Below are 21289 nucleotides of genomic sequence, written 5' to 3'. Positions count from 1 at the left end.
GTTATGCATATTTCAACGAGATTACAATGTTTTTCTTTACAAAAAGAATTTGATTCTAAGCCTATTTATCTAATACACAAGGCTAATTTTGATAACTGGCTTAGTCAGCAAGATTCTTTTAGTCAAAATTTCATCAAACAGTTTGCTGATAAGAAAATAATAGCTATACCTGGTGAATCGGGAAGTATTCAAAAGATTATCTGTATTGTTTGTGAAAATATGTATAGTTTAGCATCTTTGTCTAGTCAGTTAAGCAAAGGTAATTATCATATAGAATATTCAGAAATTTCTGATTTATCATTGCATTATATTGGTTTCGGGTTATCAAGTTACAAGTTTGAAAAATATAAGTCTAATCAACAAGGTGTAGATGTAAAATTATTTTTACCAATACAATATAAGCACATATTAACAACAGTCGAAGCAGCTTTTATTGTTAGAGATATGATTACAACACCTGCTGAAGATATGGGTCCTGAAGATATTTCTAATATTATCAAATCTATTGCTAAAGAATTTGATGCCAGCTTTAAGGAAATAGTTGGAGAAGAGCTAAAAAATCAAGGGTATATGGGTATTTATACTGTAGGCAAAGCAAGTCATAGGCCCCCAAGATTAGTTAAATTAAATTGGGGTAATGAAAATCACCCTAAAGTTTCTATAGTGGGAAAGGGTGTTGCTTTTGATACAGGTGGGCTTGATATAAAAGCATCGCAATTTATGTTACTGATGCATAAAGATATGGGTGGTGCTGCAAACGCTATAGGTCTTGCTTATATGATTATGAAACATAATCTCCCATTAAGGTTAACTCTATCAATACCTACAGTTGAGAATGCTGTAGATGCGAAGTCATATCGCCCTAGTGATATCATTAAAATGAAAAATGGAACTACTGTTCAAGTTACAAATACTGATGCTGAAGGAAGATTGATTTTAGCTGAACCACTACATGAAGAGGCTACTAAAAATCCAGAATATTTAATAGACTTTTCAACTCTAACAGGAGCTGCAAGAGTGGCTGTTGGTGATAAAATTTCAGCATTTTTCTGTAATAATGATGATGTTGCAAGAGATATTTATAATTATGGGGAAATCGAGCAAGATCAGACTTGGAGACTCCCATTAGCTGATTGTTATAGAAAAAATCTTGAAACAGAATTCGCAGATATATCACACTGTGAACTGTCAACTTTTGCTGGAGCCGTAAAGGCAGCACTATTTATGGAGCATTTTGTAGGTATTGAGAATGCTCCCACTTGGATTCATTTTGACATAATGGCTTGGAATGTTGCTAACTCTCCAGGTAAACCAAAAGGTGGAGAAATGATGGGTGTTAGAGCAATGTTTAAAATGTTGGAAGAGAAATACAGCAAATAAATTTTAAATAATTAATATTTACTTTATTTACTAATACTCTTGAAGTTGTATACTTTACTAATGAAGTGTAAAAATCTTATTAAAAAAACTATGCAAAAATCGTTATTAGAACAGCTTAAAGAAGTAACTATGGTAGTCGCTGACACTGGTGATTTTGAGTTGATTAAGAAATACAAACCTGTTGATGCTACTACAAATCCTAGTTTGATACTTAAAGCTGTTAAAGATCCAAAATACTCTAAATTAGTTATAGATACTATAGATAAGTTTAAGCAGAATAATCCTGAGCTTAAGAGGGATGAGCTTATTAGAGAGATTGCTATCGAGATACTGGTGTTTTTTGGAATAAAAATATTGGATGTGATTAACGGCAAAGTATCTAGTGAAGTAGATGCAAGAGTATCTTTTAATTCTGCAGAAACAATCGATTATGCTAGAAAAATAATCAAAAAATATGAATCTCATGGAATATCAAAAGATCGAGTTTTGATAAAAATAGCAGCTACCTGGGAAGGTATAAAGGCCGCTAAACTTTTACAAAAAGAAGGTGTCAATTGTAATTTGACACTTATTTTTGATAAAGTTCAAGCACAGGCTTGTGCTGAGGCTGGAGTTTATTTGGTATCACCTTTTGTAGGAAGAATTACAGATTGGCAAATGCAACAAAACAAACTTGATGCTTTTCCTGATGTGAATGACGATGATGGTGTTAACTCTGTAAAATCGATATATAAGCTATACAAAGATTGTGGGTTTAAAACAATCGTTATGGGAGCAAGTTTTAGAAGTGCTAATCAAGTAGTTGCTCTTGCTGGTTGTGATGCTTTGACTATATCACCGGTATTACTTGAAGAGCTTGAAAATAATTTCGAGAAATTAGAAGTTAAGTTAAAAAAATCTAATGATGTAAGTACACAAGTACCACAAATTACCGAGTCTAATTTCCGCTGGCAGATGAATGAAAATCCTATGGCGACTAATAAGTTAGCAGAAGGAATTAGACAGTTCGCAAAAGACACCGTTGAATTAGAAAATATAATAACAAAATATCTATAATTAAGAGGTTAATATGAAAAAAACTTTATTAGTATCAGCATTGAGTTCTATTTTTATGGCTCCATTTGTTTCTTTTGCTAATGATGATCAAGAGTACTTAAATCCTAGAAGTGAGACGCAACTACACTCTCAACGTCAAATGATTAATCAAAAAAATAGTCAAGCTTCACAAATGCCTAAAAAACATCAACTAGGTATCACAGAGGAAGATATGAGAATTCCCGGTGAATCAAGCAGTAAATCTCGTAATATGAGTACTAAAAAGGGTTGGGGAAGTACTAACGCACAGGAAAAAAAATCAAAGAGTGATGAAGACTCTGATGATGATAATCCTAATTTATCTGATCTAGCTACTCCAGCACCTAAAAATATTCATAGTAATTTGGCAATTAGTGATGATGATAGGGCATTAAATAGACAGATGATGCTGTCTGGTCCTAAAGGTGGTTTTCAAAATAGTCAGCCAAGAGGTATCGGCGGCTCTAGTGCTAACTTCTAGTTAGAAACATAATTGCTAACATTATCTAAATATAATAAAATCTACTAGTTCAATTATTTAATTAGTTTAGGTTCCCAATGAATTTTCAATACAACAATTTTAAAATTTTAGAAGTAAGTGGAATAGATACCATAAAATTTCTTCAAGGTTTGGTAACATCTGATTTAACTAAGCTATCTGATGATAATAATTTATTGATGACTACTTTTGCTAATTTAAAAGGACGAATTATTTCTTTATGTTTTGTGAAATATGTTTCTAGTCAGAAATTGTTACTCTCAGTTGAGCAAACTGTTATAGATAATCTACTTTCTTGGTTAAAAAAGTATGGTATGTTTTCTAAAGTTAGTTTTGCTGTTAATGAAGATTATTCATTGTTTTTTACCGATAATGGGTTTTTAAATCATGATATTTTAGTCAAAGATGCTTTAAAGTCTGAAATAGCATATGAACAAATACAAAAGATCAATATCCTAAACAAGCTTGCAATTATAGATCAAGCTAATGTAGAGAAATTTCTTCCAGCAGAGTTAGATCTTGATAATATAGAAAAAGTTGTCAGCTATACCAAAGGTTGTTATATGGGTCAAGAGGTGATAGCGAGGATGCACTATAAAGCTAAGTTAAAAAAAGAATTAGCGGTTGTTAAATCTGATACAAATATTCAAGATTTTGATTTAAAAACTAGTGATGGCAAACCTCTAGCAAATGTTGTAAATAGGGTTTATATTGAGGATGTTTGCTATATGCTGGTAGTGTTTCATAAAGAAGCAACAGAAGTTGAATATCAGCTAGAAAATGAAGTAATCATAACTAAATGCTAAATAATCTTAATCAACAGCAACAACAAGCTGTTAAGTATACTAGTACACCTTTATTAGTATTAGCAGGGGCAGGCAGTGGCAAAACTAGTGTAATTATTGAAAAGATTTCTTACCTAATAGAACAACTTTTGTATCCTGCTAAAAGTATTTTAGCAGTTACTTTTACAAATAAAGCAGCCAAAGAAATGCAAGAGCGTGTTAAATCAAGACTTGATAAAGAAAAATCAAAAGGTTTAATGATTTCGACATTTCACTCTCTTGGCTTATCTATTTTAAAAAGGCATTTTTCTGATTTAGGATATAAGAAAAATTTTACACTTTTCGATAGTCATGATTCACTTGCATTAATATACGATATTGCATATGAAGAGTATCAGTTACCCAAACAAAATGCAGGATTTATTCAGTCAAAAATATCATTTTGGAAGTCAGCTCTACTCACACCTGATGAAATACAACCTAAGGATGATCTTGAAGAGCAAGCAGCTTTAATATATAAAGAATATCAAAAATATCTAAAATCTTATAACTCTTTTGACTTTGATGATCTTATATTTCAACCAATACAGTTATTTAAAAATTACTCAAGTATTCAAAAATTATGGTCAGATAAATTTAGATATATTCTCATAGATGAATACCAAGATACTAATGAATCACAATATCAACTTTTGAAGTATTTGACACAGGACAAAAATAAATTCACTGTTGTAGGAGACGATGATCAGTCTATATACGCATGGAGAGGCTCTCGACCAGAAAATTTACGCCATTTGCAAGAAGATTTCAAAGACCTAAAAGTTATTAAGTTAGAACAAAACTATCGTTCCACAGGTAGAATACTTAATGTTGCAAATAAGCTTATTGAAAATAATAGCCATATTTTTGACAAAAAACTTTGGTCAAATAAAGATTATGGTGAGCAAATTAAGGTTATTAGTCTTACAAACGATGAAGATGAGGCACAATTCATAACTAGTGATATTTTCTTTGATAGGGTAAAAACAAAATCTAAAAACTCTGATTATGCAATATTGATAAGGAGTAATTATCAAGCATACTTACTTGAAAGATATATGCAAATGCACAAAATTCCTTATACAATTAGCGGGGGAAGTTCTTTTTTTTCCAAATCAGAAATCAAAGATATCATTTCGTATTTAAGGCTGATAGTTAATCCGGACGATGATAGAGCATTTTTGCGTATTGTGAATACTCCTAAACGTGAAGTTGGTAGTGCAACTATTCATAAATTAGGAGAATACGCAAGTGAACATCACTGTAGCTTTTTTCATACTTTATATAATTTAGAAAAGTTTGAAATACGCGATTTTACCAAAAAAAAATTATCATCTTTTAAAGATTTGATACTTAATGCGCAGCAGGAGATAAATTCAAGTATATCTGCTCAAGAGCTAAAAAATATAATTAATAATTTTATTGATAATATTTCATACCGACAGTGGCTTATAGATTCTAGCTCCTCAGAGAAACAAGCAGAGTTTAGATATGCGAATGTCATAGAGGTTACTAAATGGATTGTCAATCAGCTTGAAGGTGAGTCATATAATGCTCTTGAATCGCTAGCTTCAGTTCTTAATAAAATGTTACTCATAGATATTTTAGATAGAGATAATGAAGATAAAAATGATAATCAGGTTCAAATTATAACTATGCATGCTTCCAAAGGTTTGGAATTCAAAAAAGTTTATATAATGGGTATGGAAGAAGGAATCTTGCCACATCAACAAAGTATTGAAGAGGACTCTATAGAGGATGAACGTAGGCTTGCATATGTGGCGATTACTAGAGCTAGAGAAAATTTGACTATAACAATGACAAAACATCGTAAAAAGTTTGGCGAAAAACAGATATCTATTCCAAGTAGATTTATTGACGAATTACCAGAATCCGATCTATATTGGGTCGGCACAGAAAAAGAATGTGCAGAAACTCGTCAGCAAAATTCTAAACAGAATATATCCGCACTTAAAGATATGTTTGGATAATTTAGAATTTTTTAATAATTATATGGGTTTTAATCATATAACTGTATTTAGTAAACAGTTATTAAATACTAAGATCTATGATAATATTGGAATTGTTTTAAATTAAAGGTATGCATTTTGATTTCAATAGGAAAATATTCTAAGTTAAAAATTCTTGAAAAAGCACGAGATAGATTTGTTTTAGATGCTTTAGAGCTTGGTACAGCAAGTATTGCTAGTTCGGAGCTTAGAGATACAGTAAGTGTTGATGATATTGTAGAGGTTTTTTTATATCATAACTCTAAGTCTGAGCTTGTAGCAACTACAAAAAAAGTCCCAACAGTTGGTCAAATTGCTTATTTGCAAGTCAAAAGTATTACAAAAATTGGCGCTTTTTTAGACTGGGGATTAGAAAAAGATCTTTTTGTACCATTAGCAGAACAGCATCGACCTTTAGAAGTCGGTAAGTCATATATTGTTTATTTGTATCTTGATAAAGTTAGTGGTCGTATTACAGCATCATCAAAAGTTAATAAATTTATTACAGATTATGCTGACGATGAATTAAAACCAAATCAAGAAGTAGATCTTGTAATTGCTAACTCAACAAATATAGGTTATAAAGCGATCATTAATAATAGTTATTGGGGTATATTATATTCTTCAGAAGTGTTTAGAAGATTGAGTTTTGGACAATCTACCAAAGGATATATTAAAAACATCCGTGATGATGGTCGTATAGATTTGTCTTTACAGCTGGTGCATAAAGATCTAGATAAAAATGCAGAGTTAGTAGAAAAATACCTGATTGAGCATAATGGTTCTGCTCCTTTTAACGATAAATCTAACCGTGATGATATAGTGCGTGAGTTTGGAATTAGCAAAGCTGCTTTCAAAAGAGCTATCGGAACCTTATTGAAGAAGAAAAAGATAATAATTAGAGAGAGTGGTATATATTTAAACGGATAAGATATATTATCTTTTTTATTTTTCTAGTGGCTTATGACAGAACCACCAGTCATAACAATCCGAACTTTCGAGTCTTTCTTGAGCAGTTTTTTCATTATTGGCAGGAGGTATTATAACTCTATCTCCAATCAGCTCATTGTTAGGCCAGCCAGCTGGAACTGCACCTTGTTTATCAGCCAATTGTAAAGCCTTGACACTTCTAACAATTTCATCCATATTTCTACCTACTTCTTGAGGATAGTACATAATTAATCTTACTTTAGATTGTGGATCAACTATGAATACAGCTCTTACCGTATTAGTTCCTTTTCCAGGGTGTAGCATACCTAGTTTCATAGCAAGAGAATCGTTTGCTGCGATAATTGGAAATTGTATTTTAATGTCTAAATTTTCATGTATCCATTGAGTCCACTTTATATGTGAAAAAACCTGATCTATCGACATACCAACTAATTTGCAGTTTAGTTGCTCAAAATCCCTGAATCTTTTTTGAAAAGCAACAAACTCCGTAGTACATACAGGTGTAAAATCTGCTGGGTGACTAAATAGTATGAACCATTGTCCTTTCAAATCTTCAGGGATATTCATAATGCCATGAGTTGTTTGTACACTACCAAGATTTGGAAAAATATCTCCAAGTAAAGGTAGTATTGGGCTATCGTTATTCATATCTGAGTTCCTTAATCAACTTATTATATTAGTATTATCTAATAAAGTTAAATCTAATTCAAGTGACTTAATATAATAATTAAAACTTTTTAGAATTACTTTTTAGAAACTTTGTGAAAAGTGCGATGTAAGAATGTAATAATCTACAAATTGCTATTGTTATTAGTTAGCTAAAGTAGTAAAATAATGACTTGCTCTTTGCTATGCAAGATAATTTTGTATAGCTTATCAGTAAAAAACTAACAATGATAAACCGGAAGGAGTTTACAAAATGAAACATTATGAAATCGTGTTAATGATTCATCCAGATCAATCTGAGCAGCTAGATGCAATGCTTAGCAAATATCGTGGAATCATTGAAGAGAAAGGCGGAAAAATCCATAGATTTGAAGATTGGGGACGTCGTCAACTAGCTTATCCTATCGAGAAACTTCATAAAGCACATTATGTGTTATTCAATGTTGAATGTGATGTTGAGTCTCTAGAGAAGCTTCAGGAAAACTTAAAGTACAACGATGCAGTTTTACGTCGTTTAGTAATTTCTAAGAAAGAAGCTGTTACAGAGCCATCAATTATGATGGAAACTAATGAAAAAGAAGTAATTTAATAGAGGGATTTTAAGATGAGTCGTCGTAAAGTTTGCCGTTTCACTGTTGATGGTGTAAAAGAAATTGATTATAAAGATGTAAATAAGTTAAAAGCTTATATTACTGAAACAGGTAAAATCGTACCTAGTCGTGTGACTGGTACATCAGCTAAGTATCAAAGACAGCTTGCAACAGCTATCAAAAGAGCTAGATTCTTAGCATTATTACCTTACTGTGATCGTCACTTTAACTAATACCGGAGGTTGATTACAATGCAAGTTATTTTAAAAGAGAAAGTTGAAAACCTTGGTGTATTAGGTGATATCGTAAACGTTAAGCCAGGTTATGCTAGAAACTTCCTTATCCCATTTGGTAAGGCTGTTCAAGCTACTAAAGCTAATATTGAAACTTTTGAAGCACAAAAAGCTGAATTAGAAAAAGCTGAAAAAGCAAGATTTGATGCAGCTGTTGCTACTGCTGAAGCTATCAAAGACAAGGTTTACACAGTCGCAGCTCAAGCTGGTGAAGGTGGTAAGTTATTTGGTTCTGTTGGTACTGCTGAAGTTGCTGAAGCTGTATCGCAAGCATCTGGAAAAGAGATTGAGAAGAGTCAAGTTCGTATGCCAGAAGGTGTGATTAGATCTATTGGCGAGTTTGAACTTACTATTCATGTTTATACTGATGTAGATGCTGATATCAAAGTAAATGTTGTAGCTTCTGAAGCATAGTTTTATAATATATAAACTAACACAATATCTATATTTAATATAAAAACCATGTGTTAGGCATGGTTTTTTTGTATATAAGGGTCTTGATGTCAATGGATTATCAATTTAAGGTTGCTGAAACTACATATTCAGTTGATGCTGAGAAAGCAATATTAGGAAATATTCTTCTAAATAATGATAATATAGAGCTAGTTGAAGATTTTCTTTTGATTGATGATTTTTTTGATAAAAGGCATAAAATTATCTACAAACAAATTACTGTTTTGAATCAATCAAACACACCGTTTGATGTTTTAATCTTAAGCGAATATTTAGCTACTGAAGGTCTATTATCTGAAGCTGGAGGCGAGTCATATATTATTGACTTGGCAACAAATACACCGGCAGTTTCAAATATTAAGACCTATGCAAATATAGTTAAGGACAAAGCTAAGCTAAGAAGTCTACAGGCTAGTGTTAATGACATAGTTCAAAAAATATACTCTTCAGACTCAAAAAATCCTGATGAAGTTATTGACTATGCTGAAAGTAGAATACTTGATGTAGCTAAAGAGAGAGAGACTTTAGTAAAAGGACCTGAATCAATTAAATCTGTCATACCTAAACTAGTTGATCGAATGAGTGCTATTGTAGATTCAGGAAGCGGGTTGACTGGCATATCTACTGGGTTTATTGATCTTGATAAAATGACATCAGGCTTACAAAGAGCTAACATGGGTATTATTGCTGCCCGACCTTCAATGGGTAAGACTGTACTAGGTATTAATATAGCCCAAAATGTTGCAAAAATTGCAGATAAGCCTGTATTAGTTTTTAGTTTAGAGATGCCATCTGAAGATATAGTAACAAGAATGTTAGCTTCTCAAGCACGTGTAGAGATGAGTTTGTTGAAAGAATGTAATCGTCTAAATGATGCTCATTGGGTCAAGATTACTAGTGCTATGAAGTCTTTAAGTGAGATGCCATTATACATTGATGATACATCAAGTCTTACTCCTGCTGAAATGCGCTCAAGAGCAAGGAGATTGTATAATGAGCATGGTGGTCTTTCTATGATATTGATAGATTATCTTCAATTGATGAAAATACCAGGGTACGAAACTAATAGAACACTTGAAGTATCTGAGATATCAAGGTCACTCAAAGCTTTATCTAAAGAGCTTGATATACCAGTTATAGCACTTTCTCAGCTTAATAGGGCTGTTGATGACCGTAAGGATAAACGCCCGATGATGTCAGATCTTAGGGAGTCAGGAGCGATAGAGCAGGATGCTGACTTGATTATGTTTATTTATCGTGATGAAGTTTATAATAAAGATAAAGAAGATAATAAAAATCTAGGTGAAATAATTATTGGTAAACAGCGTAATGGCCCTATAGGTACTGTACATGTCCGCTTTGATGGCCAATTTGCAAGTTTTGCTAATTTGACACGCGAAAATGATAATATTTTACCTGGTGATATAGGGTATAACGAATAATTTTATATACAAAAGAGAAGTTCAATGCAACAAGATAAAATAAACTTACTTGGATTAAATCAAAAAGCTATAGAAGACTTTTTTATTTCGATAGGTGAGAAGAAGTTTCATGCAAGACAAGTTTTTAAGTGGATTCATAAAAAGGGTGTTATTGACTTTGATAGCATGACTGATCTTGGAAAGAATTTACGTAATAAATTAAGAGAAAATGCTGAAATAGTCATTCCTAAGGTTGTATTTAATAAAGCATCAAAAGATGGTACTCACAAGTGGCTTATTGATGTTGGTGGAAGTGCAGTTGAGACAGTCTTTATACCTGAAGAAGGAAGAGGTACTCTTTGTGTATCATCACAAGTTGGCTGTACTTTAAATTGCAGTTTTTGCTCTACTGGTAAACAAGGATTTAATAGAAATCTTTCATCAGCTGAAGTTATTTCACAGCTTTGGATAGCAGCTAGAACACTATCAAAAAATAATGGTGAGCATGACTTTAGCGTGACAAATATAGTTATGATGGGGATGGGCGAACCATTGATGAATTTTGAAAATGTAGTCCCTGCAATGGATATTATGATGGATGATTTAGCATACGGACTATCACGCCGCAAAGTTACTCTTAGTACATCTGGTGTTGTTCCAAGAATATATGATCTACTTGAACAATCTGGAGTTTCTTTGGCTGTATCATTACATGCACCTACAGACTCCTTACGTAATGAAATCGTACCTATTAATAAAAAATATAATATAGATGAGCTTCTAGAAGCGTGCAAACTTTATGCTGAAAAAGGCCCGCATAAACACATAACATTCGAATATACATTAATGGAAGAGATCAATGATAATTTATCAGATGCTGAACAATTAGTTGAGTTATTAAAATCTCGTGAAGTACCAGCTAAAATTAATCTGATACCTTTTAATCCATATCCGGGTACACCATATAAAAAACCTAGCAACAATCGTATTCATAGATTTAAAGAGTTTTTACAACACAATGGTTTTGTTACTACAGTAAGAAAAACTAGGGGAGATGATATTGATGCTGCTTGTGGACAGTTAGCTGGCGATGTCATGGATAAAACAAAAAGAAAAGAAAGATATTTAAAGAAGCTTGGTGATAAAAATGCGGTCTAATTTTAAAAAGATTTTAGCTACAACTATATTATCAGGAATGCTAGCTTCATGTATGACTTCTAGTAATGTGAATAATAAAAATCCTAGTTCACAAAATCAGAATGAAGTAAAAAATCAGAATGCAGAACAAGCGGAGTATTCAGTTACAGGCGGTTCTTTTCCTCAGGCTAACTATGAAGAAGCAACTAAAATTAATTCTGAATTAGCTATAATTTATTCAATAGAAGGTTATCTTGAAAGGGCGAAGACTAAACTTATAAAAGCACAAGAACTAGCAAATAATCATAATCAAAACTTAGCTATTGTAGATTATGCTGGAGGATATTATTATCAAAGCATTGGAGCAAACTCTATTGCTGAAAAATATTATCAAAAAGCTCTTGATAATCATCCAAAGAACTATGAAGCAATGAACTTTTATGCACAATTTTTGTGTACAGAAAAGGAAGATTATAGTCGTGCGCAAGAACTTTTTGAGAAAGCTTTATTTATGCCAAATAATAATGATATGGCTCAAACACTATTCTTATATTCTCAATGTATGTATAAACAAGGCAAGAAAGATGATGCTTTAGCATATATGCAACGAGCTGACAAATTTAGAATAGACTATAAAGCTGCTAAATTAAGATTAGCACAGATGTATTTTGAAAGAGGTGAATATAAAGAATGCTATAAAGTCATTTACAGCATGAAGAATGATCCTCAGTTCTTTAATAATAAACTTGTTTTAGACATGAGGTTAAAGTTAGCAGAGTACGCTAACAATAAAAATGAAGCTGCAGCTGTAAGATTAGTTTTATCTTCTAATAACTATAATGATGAAGATATAGATAAATTCTTCTCAGCAGCAGATCAAAAGGATATCGATAAAAATGCGTAGAATTAATCAAAATACTGAAAACACTCCAGAAAGACTACAAAAGCTATTAGCAAAATATGGCATTGGCTCACGTAGAAAAATTGAAGAGTTTATTGAACAAGGAAGAGTGCGAGTTAATGGTAAAGTCGCAACTATTGGCGATAAAGCGACAGACAAAGATAAAATTAGCTTTGATGGAAAGGCTCTACACTCTTATGGTCAACCTATGACTAGACCAAGAGTTATTATTTATCATAAAAGAGAAGGGGAAGTCTGCACTAGTAAAGATGAGAAAGATAGAAAAACTGTCTTTGATTCATTGCCTAAGCTAGCAAAATCACGTTGGATAATGATTGGGCGATTGGATATAAATACTACAGGATTGTTACTTTTCACAACAGATGGAGATTTAGCAAATCGACTGATGCACCCATCCTATGAAATTGAAAGAGAATACGCTGTACGCGTTTATGGTCAAGAGTTATCAGATGAAACTTTAAATAAACTTAAAGAGGGCATACAATTAGAAGATGGCATGGCGAAATTTAATAATATAAAATTCTCTGGCGGTGAGGGTGCAAATCTTTGGTATTATGTAACTTTGTCTGAAGGACGTAATAGAGAAGTCAGAAGAATGTTTGAAGCGGTTGGTGTTACTGTTAGTAGACTGACAAGAATTAGATTCGGTGATATTATTTTGCCTAAATTCGTTTCTCGAGGAAAAACATTGGAGCTTAATCCTTCTGAAGTTAATAGACTAAGAAAGTCTGTTAAATTAAAAGAATATAGCTTCCCTAAAAAATTAGTTGAGAGATTAGAGAAAAAATAATGGATTTTGTACGTCAGTTAGAAGATATTTTTGGTATTGATGTCTGGGAGTTGAAGCCAGAGTATAGGTTTACACAGCAGATTGAAACACAAATAATAACTGAAAAATTAGAAGACACAAAATCTTTAGAAAAAAGCTTGGAGATTATCTACTCAAATGAAGTAGATAGTCCTAAGATAATAAATATTCTATTAACTGATAAATTAGATATTAGCTTTTTAAAACAAATTGTTACTAATTTATTTTTTAAATCTAATGTATGTATATATAAAACGAACAATATTAATTCTTTCCATAGTTTAGAAGGAATTAATATTGCTGAAAATGATTTTATAAGTAACGATTATAAGTTATTAGATATCCAAAATAAAAAAATAATATTATCAAACTTATACAAGTATGCAGATTTTAGAGCTTGATATTACATTTCTAACAAAAACCATTCAGCTAGTAAGAGCTACTGATAAAGATTTTAGCTGGTCATATAAACAAATCGAAGATTCATTAATTAATGACACCGTTTTAGGTTTAATGATTGATAGTGAGCTTGTTGCTGTTGCTATTTTTAACTATATATTTGAAACAGCAGAACTTTTGTATATATGTGTTGATACTGCTATGCAAAGTAGAGGGGTAGCATCTAAGCTTTTGAAATACTCAATTAATCATCTTGCAAAAAAAGAAGTTAAAGAATTATTTTTAGAGGTTGATATAAATAATACCAAAGCTATATCTCTATATAATAAACTCAATTTTATTAAAGTATCACAGCGTAAAAATTATTATAAAAAAACTGATGGTAGTCTAAATGATGCCTTAATCTGCCGATTAGATATATCAAACTAACCTTGACTATGCTATATTAATGCCTTGAAGACAACAGGGGTGCTATCTTTATAAAAAAAGAATAGCTGAGAAAATAACCCTTTGTACCTGATCTAATTAGTATTAGCGTAGGGAGTTTGTTTGATTATTTTTTTATATAAGAAATATCACTCAAACTCTTATTATTTATTTTTGAAATAATAGGAGATTAATCATGGAATATTTAGGCTACATAACTTTAAACATATCATTAGTAATATATTTTATTCATTTTTTACCACAAACTATCCATAATCAGTTTAAACATAAAACGTTTGAAATTAGTCTCTGGACTCATTCTTTAATGATTTTTGCTAACTCTCTAGATCTTATATACGCAGTAGGGTTTAATATGCAGTGGCAATATATTTTGGTTGATATTATTCTTTTAAGTTTTTTAACTATTCAACAATTTCAAATTCTTAATGATAGAAGACAGAAGAATATACTTATACATACTATTTTCATTTTGATATTTTTATTAATGATCATATATATAGGTAAGTTTGTATCACTAAGTCAACAAACTTTGTTATGGAGTGGGTCAATTAGTGGTGTTATATACAATGTATATTGGATACCTCAGATATATAAAAATTTTCGCCAAAAACAAGCTGAAGGATTTAGTATCTTCTACTTAGGGCTTTCAGTGCTTAGTCTTATGTGTGATATAAATAGTGCTATATTTTTAGGATGGCCTATTGTATCTGTAATAGTATCTAGTTGTTTACTTGTTTTAGTATCTATACAAATTATTCAATATTTTTATTATAAAGGAGTGATATCAAAGCAAATATTAAAAACTTCTATGAACTAGAATTATAGGCTAGTATATTTTTTATGTTAGAATTAGTGATTAGTATTTTTTAGAAAAAAGTTTAAACATGAAAAAAATTATTAGATATCTAGTGTGTATCTTAGCTTTAGGTGCTAGTTCTCAGGTATTTGCAGTGGATAATACCTCAAAAACATATACAGCTTATTCAATTGGTGATGCACTAGGTAAAGCTTCACATAAAAGCTTTAGTGCTATGAATCAAGAAATTATTAAAAAAGACTTCATCTCTGGCTTTGATGATAATATTTTAGATCATAAACCTGATATAAATAAAATTTCAGATAAAGATTCCTATGAAGTTGGAATGATTATTGCAACTCAATATAAAACAAAACTTAAAAAAATGATTGCTATAAATAAATTAAATTGTGAAGAGTTTATTAAAGGTTTTAATGATGGCGCTAATAGTAAAGATCAGTCTTTAACCTCAGAAGATAAAGAGATATTAAAACACTTTAGGGTTTCAAAAGATGAAGACAACTAGATAATATCAAGTAAATATAGTTGATAAATATATTCTGCTACTTTATTCTTAAATCTAACTAACCAAAAGTCTTAAAATTATAAATAAATGCAAAGCTTAAAAGATATTCAGAACTTGATTAAACAAGATATTGAAAATAATAATCAGTTTATAATTAATTCACTTTCATCAGAAGTGGTTCTTATTAATCAAATTAGTCACTATATCATAAATAGTGGTGGCAAAAGACTTAGACCTTTGTTAGTAATGCTATTTTCTAGAGCATTAAATTATACTGGTAATGATCATCTAGCATGTGCTGCAATTATAGAGTTTATTCATACAGCAACTCTACTACATGATGATGTGGTTGATGACTCACACTTACGTCGTGGCAAAGAGACAGCTAATAATGTTTTTGGTAATGCTGCAAGTGTACTAACTGGAGATTTTTTATATTCTAGAGCTTTTCAAATGATGGTGGGTCTAGATAATATGCAAATTATGCAAATATTAGCAGATGCTACTAATAAAATATCTGAAGGAGAAGTACTTCAATTATTAAACGCTAGAAATATTGAATTGTCAGAAGAAGATTACACTAATGTAATATATTGTAAAACTGCTAAACTATTTGAAGCTGCATGTGAGTTAGCAGGAGTAATTAGTCTTGATAAGCAAAGCTATAGTAAACTTCAAAATAGTATTAAAAACTATGGTGTTTACTTAGGAAATGCATTTCAGATAGCTGATGATGTATTAGATTATGTTTCTGATGCAGAAAGCCTTGGTAAAAATATTGGTGATGATCTTGATGAGGGAAAAATGACGCTACCAACAATTTATGCCCTAGCAAATACTTCAAGTGCTGAACAAAAGAAAATAAAAGATGCCATTGAAAAAGGACATTATGATATAAACGAAATTATTAATATCGTCAAAAGTAGTGGAGCAGTTGAATACTCTTATCAAGTTGCATGTCAATATGCTGATAAAGCAAAAGAATCAATAAGTTTCTTGCCAGAATCAGAGTATAAACAAGCTATGATCTTACTATGTGATCTAGCAGTAAAAAGAAAAAGTTAATAATTTAAAGAATATTATATTACTTAAAATCCTTAAGCGTAATTTCAAAAGCTAACGCCTGATTAGGTCCTATTGTTGCAGGAGCTCTAGTTCCATATGCCTTATTTGGCGCACAGTATAATACAAATGTAGAGCCATTAGGTATTTTAGGAATAGCATCCTTCCAACATTCTATTAGATTTCTAAGAGGGAAAGTAGCACTCTCACTCGAATCAAAACTTGGTCCAATAAGTTTAGCTTCTTTTACATCGTTAAGCTTAGATTTATCATCTTCATATGCTATTACAGGAGTTGTTCCTTTATAAGCAATAGTTACTGTGCTATCTGCAGAAGGTTTTTTGCCATCGCCTTGTTTAATCATTTGATAGTAAACTCCATCATTTACTTTGACAGCATTATCCATTTTAGCAATTTGTGACATGAACTCATCTGATTTGACTTTATTTAGTTTAGCTATATCTAGCTGCTTTTTAATCATCCTATCTTTTAGAGTTTCCATATTTCTTCTAATTTGACTTTCAGAAATTCTAGGTTTATCACCATTGATAGCATCAGCAAAACCTGCAATTGTTTGTTTGTCATACAATCCAAAATCTTGTCTAGCAATACCAGATCCAACTTGATAACCTACTACATAACTAGCATCAGCATTCATTTTTAAACTACTTTTTGTTGTATCGTTTGATTGCGTTTGGGCTACTACGCTTTGAGTATTGGTTGCTGTAGCTTGAGGCTTGGTCTCATTAGTTGTTTCTTTGGTAGAACATGAACCTATTGCTACTCCTAGGACAGTACACGACATTATTGCAACTATTTTTTTTAGTTTCATCTTATCTCCTTATTTATCTTCGAATATCATCTTTTGTGATATTAAAAAAATCAAAAAGCTCTTTATCTAACATTTGAGATGGAGAAATATTTGATAGAGCTTTGAATATAACATTTTTTCTTTCAGGATTATTATTCTCCCATCTGTTAAGCATATCTTTTATGAATACTCTTTGCAAATTATCTTGAGAGCCACATAGATTACAAGGTATTATCGGGAAGTTTTTTAATTGAGAGTACTCTAATGTTTCTTTTTCACTCACAAAAGCAAGAGGACGAATTACAATATTGCGTTTATCATCGCTTAAGAGCTTTGCTGGCATCGACTTAATAGAGCCGTTATAAAAGAGATTTAAAAAAAATGTCTCTATAATATCATCACGATGGTGCCCTAAAGCAATTTTAGTAATATTATTTTGCTCAGCAAAATCATATAGAATACCACGTCTCATTCTCGAGCATAATCCACATGTTGTTTTGCCATCAGGTATCACTCTTTTGACAACACTGTAAGTGTCTCTTTCAATAATATGAAACTCTATATTTTTAGTTTTAAGATAATTAGGTAAAACTTCTTCAGGAAAACCGGGCTGTTTTTGATCTAGATTTACAGCTACAATATCAAATTTTATAGGGGCCTTTTGTTGAAGAAGAAGTAGCATCTCAAGTAGACAATACGAATCCTTACCTCCAGATAGGCAAACCATTATTTTATCGCCATCTTCAATCATGTTGTATTGATTTATAGCTTGAGCGGTTTTTCTTAGAATTTGTTTTTCTAATTTTTTTAGAGCTTGTTTATTTATTTCTATCATTTTTTTCTAAAATCATTTTTTTTAGTTCACTAGGTATTTTTTGTAATCTATGTGTTTTTGAATTATAGCAGGCAAGTTTTGTATTTGCTTTTGTAATAATTTGTTCATCACCTACTAGACGTATTTCATATTCAAATTCAAGACTTACTGCTCCTATTTTTGATATATATTGTGTTACCTCTATTCTATTAGGGTGTAGTAGGGGAAGTATATATTTACAAGTTTGTTCTGTGATTACTAGTTGAATTGAGTTTTGTGTAGCCCAACTCATTAATTCAGTGTTTTCATATGCCCAAGTTGTTCGGGCTTCTTCAAAGTAGTTAAAGTAGGTGCAATTATTTACATGTCCATATTTGTCAGTGTCAGCAAAACGAATATTTACGATATGTTTAAATATATTTGATTCCATAACTTACCTTTAGAAAATATATGAAAGTAAAGGTTTACGTGGTACTTCACAGTTTTGTAGTTGTACTGCATATTTTTGGGCAACATCTGCAGTTTTACGAGCATAGTTCTTTAAGAATGAGTTATTTCTATGGCTACCTCTTTTATATCCGCCAATACCTTCATGATAGGCAAGATATAGATCATAAGTATTTGTTTTGCTTATACCAGTTTTGTTATGAACATTATTCAAATACCAACCAATAAAGTCTACGGCATCAGCATAGTCAGATCTTGAAACAAAAGACTGCTTAGTTTCTTTCTTATAATGTTCCCATGTTCCATCTAGAGCTTGTGCATAACCGTATGCGCTAGATGCTCTACCTTTAGGGATGAATCCAAAGTAATACTGCATTGAAGGTTGTGCATCAGCCCTAAAAGATGATTCTTGGCGCACAAAAGCCATTTGGACATTCAAAGGTATTCCCCAGCGATCATAGGAATCCATCATGTCATAATACCAGTCTGGGTATTGATGAATTATGCTACATGCATTATTAATATTTTTGGGTGGTTCAGTTGAACATGAGCCTAAAAGAATTACGGCTACCATAATAGAGATTAATTTTAGTATTTTTTTCATTATAAATTCCTATAAAAAACATCTACAACTTTATCTTGGAATCTTCGAGCGTTATAGCGATCAGAGTGATTAAGATCATTGAGCATAATAGAAAATGATATACGATGGTTCTTTGCTGTTAAGACATATCCAGATAGTGTTGATACTCCTGCTAAAGTACCTGTTTTTGCATGAACTCTACCTAGTAATTTACCACCCATTCTGTATGATATTGTACCACTTATTCCAGATGCTGGAAGGTAGTTATAGAATTGTTTACCAACTTCACTATTGTAAGTTTTGGTCAAAAAATCCACCATAAATTCTGGTGTAACTCTATCAAGATGTGATAGTCCAGATCCATCATACATAGTCAAAGCAGAGGTATCTAAGCCTAATTTTTTATACAATATACTTTGGACGGCTTCTGTACCTGCTTTAGTTGAGCCAATTCCTTTTTCTTTTAAGCCAATTGTATTTAGTATAGTTTCTGCATACAAATTATCAGAATGCTTAAGTGTTTGATCAAAAAAATGACCTATAGTTGCTGATTTGGTGACTAGTTGTGTGTCATAACCAGCTGGGATATTACCAGTAATAATTACATTGCCATGTTTTATCCCATTTGAACTTAAGAAGTCGTTAACTGTATCGATTGTTTTAAGAGCAGGATTCTTAATTGCAAGTTTAAACATTTTTTCAGCAGTCCTTGATAAGTAGCCACTGATATATAAGACATTATTATCATTCATTGATATTATGGTTGCTTTTGAGGCACTAGTGTATGTTGCTGAATTTTTTATACCAATATTGCTAGCATTACTTAATTCAACAACTCTGGTTGTCATGCTATTTGGGTTTTTAACCAATTTTATAACTGTGCAATTTCTATTTAATGTAAAACTAGAAGCTGGAGCACCATAACATAATGTACTATCTTCTTTTGACCAACCTTCTGGAGTATAAGGACCTGAGAATACTCCAACAAGATATACATCTCCGGTTATTTTGGATATTCCCTTTTCTGTTTTAATTTTTTTGATTAGTGAGCTTAATTGTCCTCCCGTAAGTGCTGGATTACCAGTAAATTTAATATACATATCTCCATGCAGAATATTATTATTTACTCTATTGGATGGATATAAAATTGTAGTAGTAAATCTAAAATCATCAGGAATAGAGAGTAATCCAGAGACAATAGTGAATACCTTATTATTACTTGCGGGTTTCATAGACCTATTTTGAGCATAAGAATATAAATCATTGCCTGTCATAGTTCTTTGAGTAGCTATAGCAATTTTGGCATCAGTTAAATTATATTTTTTTACTAGAGACTGAATTTCACTTCGGGTAGATGCGTAAGAAGCATTTAAACTAATTATAAATATAGATAGAGCTACTAGGAGCTTATTTCCTTTTCTCAAAGCGATAAACCTGTGTTGTAAGTTTCTAAAATTCTTAACTTGGAATAATAGCATTTTATAAAATATAAATATAGTAGGATACGATGCAATAGTCGGTAAGGTTTTATGTCTAAGTCATTTGTTATAAGGTATCTTGCATTTATAATGTTATGTGATAAAATTGTAGCCTATAATTTTGTTACAGGACTTATAAAGTTCTGGTTTGTTGGGTTTATTAAACTGGCATTTAAGTGAGGTGAGAGGGTATGCCAAGCGTTAGAATTAAAGAAAGAGAACCTTTTGATGTTGCTCTTAGAAGATTCAAAAGATCTTGTGAGAAGGCTGGAATAGTATCTGAACTACGTCGTAGAGAGTACTTTGAAAAGCCAACTTGGGCACGTAAAAGAAAGAAAGCTGCCGCGGTTAAAAGAGCTTATAAAAGCAATATAATCGCTAGAAGGTAGTAAATCATTTAATTCACCGTTGAGAGTTTAACTCTCCCTTTCACTAGGAATTCTTTTTTAAAATGTCACAGATTTTTGATCAATTGACCCTTGATATGAAAGAGTCAATGAAAAATAAAGATAAAAATAGATTAACTACTATTCGTATGGCTATGTCTGCTATTAAGCAAAAGCAAATTGATGAGAAGGTTGAGATAACAGATGAAGTTGCTATAGCCGTAATAGCAAAAATGATTAAGCAAAGACAAGATTCTTTCACTCAATATATGCAAGCCGATAGAGCCGAGCTTGCGGAAGGCGAGAAAAAAGAAATTGAGATCTTAACTAAATATATGCCTAAACAACTAAGTGATGAAGAAGTTGTAACTATAGTTCAAAAAGCAATAGAATCTGTGGGAGCTACATCTATGAAAGAGATGGGCAAGATAATGGCAAGTGTAAAGAAAGAGCTTGCTGGTAGAACAGATATGAGTAAAGTTAGTGCTATAGTAAAATCAAACTTAGCTTAAG

The 21289-nt window shown here is 31.5% G+C and carries 26 protein-coding genes and 1 riboswitch; of the genes, 20 read left to right on the top strand and 6 right to left on the bottom strand.

Translation table 11 applies throughout. From position 1 onward, the window contains the following. Positions 1-3 precede the first annotated feature (3 nt). The 6 genes from IMS64_RS04795 (at position 4) to IMS64_RS04770 (ending at position 6716) form a co-directional block, all read left to right on the top strand. Positions 4-1380 (top strand): M17 family metallopeptidase, encoded by a 1377-nt coding sequence (locus IMS64_RS04795; protein WP_211491064.1) that lies wholly within the window; start codon positions 4-6, stop codon positions 1378-1380. 90 nt (positions 1381-1470) lie between these two features. After that, positions 1471-2436 carry a transaldolase gene (tal, locus tag IMS64_RS04790; protein WP_211491094.1) on the top strand — a complete coding sequence of 322 codons (966 nt, stop codon included), beginning with the start codon at positions 1471-1473 and terminating at the stop codon, positions 2434-2436. A 13-nt stretch (positions 2437-2449) separates the two neighbouring features. Further along, complete coding sequence (locus IMS64_RS04785) at positions 2450-2935, top strand: hypothetical protein (RefSeq protein ID WP_035735649.1); 486 nt, start codon at positions 2450-2452, stop codon at positions 2933-2935. 77 nt (positions 2936-3012) lie between these two features. Next, the gene (gene ygfZ / locus IMS64_RS04780) at positions 3013-3759 is read left to right on the top strand and encodes a CAF17-like 4Fe-4S cluster assembly/insertion protein YgfZ (RefSeq protein ID WP_211491063.1); all 747 of its coding nucleotides are present in this window, start codon (positions 3013-3015) and stop codon (positions 3757-3759) included. Continuing rightward, positions 3753-5768 carry a UvrD-helicase domain-containing protein gene (locus IMS64_RS04775; RefSeq protein WP_211491062.1) on the top strand — a complete coding sequence of 672 codons (2016 nt, stop codon included), beginning with the start codon at positions 3753-3755 and terminating at the stop codon, positions 5766-5768. The genes ygfZ and IMS64_RS04775 overlap by 7 nt, the downstream gene beginning before the upstream one ends. A 117-nt stretch (positions 5769-5885) precedes the next feature. Further along, positions 5886-6716: a CvfB family protein gene (locus IMS64_RS04770; RefSeq protein ID WP_211491061.1), complete on the top strand. Its 831-nt coding sequence runs from the start codon at positions 5886-5888 to the stop codon at positions 6714-6716. A 15-nt stretch (positions 6717-6731) separates the two neighbouring features. Here IMS64_RS04770 and IMS64_RS04765 read toward each other — a convergent pair whose 3' ends face one another. Further along, positions 6732-7385: a peroxiredoxin gene (locus tag IMS64_RS04765; RefSeq protein WP_035735658.1), complete on the bottom strand. Its 654-nt coding sequence runs from the start codon at positions 7383-7385 to the stop codon at positions 6732-6734. 271 nt (positions 7386-7656) lie between these two features. Here IMS64_RS04765 and rpsF point away from each other — a divergent pair, with 271 nt between their 5' ends. The 12 genes from rpsF to IMS64_RS04705 all read left to right on the top strand — a co-directional run bounded on the left by rpsF (position 7657) and on the right by IMS64_RS04705 (position 16260). After that, complete coding sequence (gene rpsF / locus IMS64_RS04760) at positions 7657-7992, top strand: 30S ribosomal protein S6 (RefSeq protein ID WP_012280979.1); 336 nt, start codon at positions 7657-7659, stop codon at positions 7990-7992. A 15-nt stretch (positions 7993-8007) separates the two neighbouring features. Then, the gene (rpsR, locus tag IMS64_RS04755; RefSeq protein ID WP_004287690.1) at positions 8008-8226 is read left to right on the top strand and encodes a 30S ribosomal protein S18; all 219 of its coding nucleotides are present in this window, start codon (positions 8008-8010) and stop codon (positions 8224-8226) included. 18 nt (positions 8227-8244) lie between these two features. Then, on the top strand, positions 8245-8700 hold the full coding sequence (gene rplI / locus IMS64_RS04750; RefSeq protein WP_211491060.1) for a 50S ribosomal protein L9: 456 nt from the start codon (positions 8245-8247) through the stop codon (positions 8698-8700). A gap of 86 nt (positions 8701-8786) precedes the next feature. Next, positions 8787-10181 (top strand): replicative DNA helicase, encoded by a 1395-nt coding sequence (gene dnaB / locus IMS64_RS04745; RefSeq protein ID WP_012280981.1) that lies wholly within the window; start codon positions 8787-8789, stop codon positions 10179-10181. A gap of 24 nt (positions 10182-10205) precedes the next feature. Then, positions 10206-11318, top strand: coding sequence for a dual-specificity RNA methyltransferase RlmN (gene rlmN / locus IMS64_RS04740; protein WP_211491059.1), 1113 nt, complete (start codon positions 10206-10208; stop codon positions 11316-11318). Beyond that, on the top strand, positions 11308-12201 hold the full coding sequence (locus IMS64_RS04735) for a CDC27 family protein (protein WP_211491058.1): 894 nt from the start codon (positions 11308-11310) through the stop codon (positions 12199-12201). Before rlmN ends, IMS64_RS04735 begins: the two co-directional genes overlap by 11 nt. Beyond that, positions 12194-13009 carry a 23S rRNA pseudouridine(2605) synthase RluB gene (rluB, locus tag IMS64_RS04730; protein ID WP_200150603.1) on the top strand — a complete coding sequence of 272 codons (816 nt, stop codon included), beginning with the start codon at positions 12194-12196 and terminating at the stop codon, positions 13007-13009. Before IMS64_RS04735 ends, rluB begins: the two co-directional genes overlap by 8 nt. Next, a complete protein-coding gene (locus IMS64_RS04725; RefSeq protein WP_211491057.1) occupies positions 13009-13428 on the top strand; it encodes a chloroquine resistance protein in 420 nt (139 codons plus the stop codon). Before rluB ends, IMS64_RS04725 begins: the two co-directional genes overlap by 1 nt. After that, positions 13409-13855, top strand: coding sequence for a GNAT family N-acetyltransferase (locus tag IMS64_RS04720; protein ID WP_211491056.1), 447 nt, complete (start codon positions 13409-13411; stop codon positions 13853-13855). The genes IMS64_RS04725 and IMS64_RS04720 overlap by 20 nt, the downstream gene beginning before the upstream one ends. Positions 13856-13880: 25 nt before the next feature. After that, a riboswitch (TPP riboswitch) is annotated at positions 13881-13987 on the top strand. Between the two features lie 61 nt (positions 13988-14048). Then, a complete protein-coding gene (locus tag IMS64_RS04715; protein WP_088821254.1) occupies positions 14049-14690 on the top strand; it encodes a PQ-loop repeat-containing protein in 642 nt (213 codons plus the stop codon). Between the two features lie 67 nt (positions 14691-14757). Next, on the top strand, positions 14758-15195 hold the full coding sequence (locus IMS64_RS04710; RefSeq protein ID WP_211491055.1) for an FKBP-type peptidyl-prolyl cis-trans isomerase N-terminal domain-containing protein: 438 nt from the start codon (positions 14758-14760) through the stop codon (positions 15193-15195). Positions 15196-15282: 87 nt separating this feature from the next. Next, entirely contained in the window at positions 15283-16260 is a 978-nt protein-coding gene (locus IMS64_RS04705) for a polyprenyl synthetase family protein (protein ID WP_211491054.1), read from the top strand. Positions 16261-16279: 19 nt separating this feature from the next. On the opposite strand, the gene IMS64_RS04700 is transcribed toward IMS64_RS04705, so the two are convergent. From IMS64_RS04700 to dacB, 5 genes are read right to left on the bottom strand one after another with little or no spacing between them, the layout of a single operon-like run. Next, positions 16280-17089 carry an FKBP-type peptidyl-prolyl cis-trans isomerase gene (locus IMS64_RS04700; protein WP_042523356.1) on the bottom strand — a complete coding sequence of 270 codons (810 nt, stop codon included), beginning with the start codon at positions 17087-17089 and terminating at the stop codon, positions 16280-16282. Positions 17090-17102: 13 nt separating this feature from the next. Next, entirely contained in the window at positions 17103-17903 is an 801-nt protein-coding gene (gene ttcA, locus IMS64_RS04695; RefSeq protein WP_211491053.1) for a tRNA 2-thiocytidine(32) synthetase TtcA, read from the bottom strand. Beyond that, positions 17887-18312 (bottom strand): acyl-CoA thioesterase, encoded by a 426-nt coding sequence (locus IMS64_RS04690; RefSeq protein WP_211491052.1) that lies wholly within the window; start codon positions 18310-18312, stop codon positions 17887-17889. Before IMS64_RS04690 ends, ttcA begins: the two co-directional genes overlap by 17 nt. A 9-nt stretch (positions 18313-18321) precedes the next feature. Continuing rightward, complete coding sequence (locus IMS64_RS04685; protein WP_004287706.1) at positions 18322-18933, bottom strand: transglycosylase SLT domain-containing protein; 612 nt, start codon at positions 18931-18933, stop codon at positions 18322-18324. Beyond that, positions 18933-20336, bottom strand: a complete 1404-nt coding sequence (gene dacB, locus IMS64_RS04680) for a D-alanyl-D-alanine carboxypeptidase/D-alanyl-D-alanine endopeptidase (protein WP_211491051.1) — start codon at positions 20334-20336, stop codon at positions 18933-18935. Before dacB ends, IMS64_RS04685 begins: the two co-directional genes overlap by 1 nt. A 245-nt stretch (positions 20337-20581) precedes the next feature. On the opposite strand from dacB, the gene rpsU reads away from it, so the two are divergent. Together rpsU and IMS64_RS04670 are read left to right on the top strand one after the other, a co-directional pair. Continuing rightward, positions 20582-20779 (top strand): 30S ribosomal protein S21, encoded by a 198-nt coding sequence (rpsU, locus tag IMS64_RS04675; RefSeq protein ID WP_004287708.1) that lies wholly within the window; start codon positions 20582-20584, stop codon positions 20777-20779. Between the two features lie 62 nt (positions 20780-20841). Next, complete coding sequence (locus tag IMS64_RS04670; protein ID WP_211491050.1) at positions 20842-21288, top strand: GatB/YqeY domain-containing protein; 447 nt, start codon at positions 20842-20844, stop codon at positions 21286-21288. The last annotated feature ends 1 nt before the right edge of the window (position 21289 follow it).

This window comes from Francisella philomiragia (genome assembly GCF_018135955.1).
GTDB lineage: Bacteria > Pseudomonadota > Gammaproteobacteria > Francisellales > Francisellaceae > Francisella > Francisella philomiragia.
Note: the sequence above shows the minus strand (reverse complement) of the source record. Positions and strands in the feature narration are given on the sequence as shown.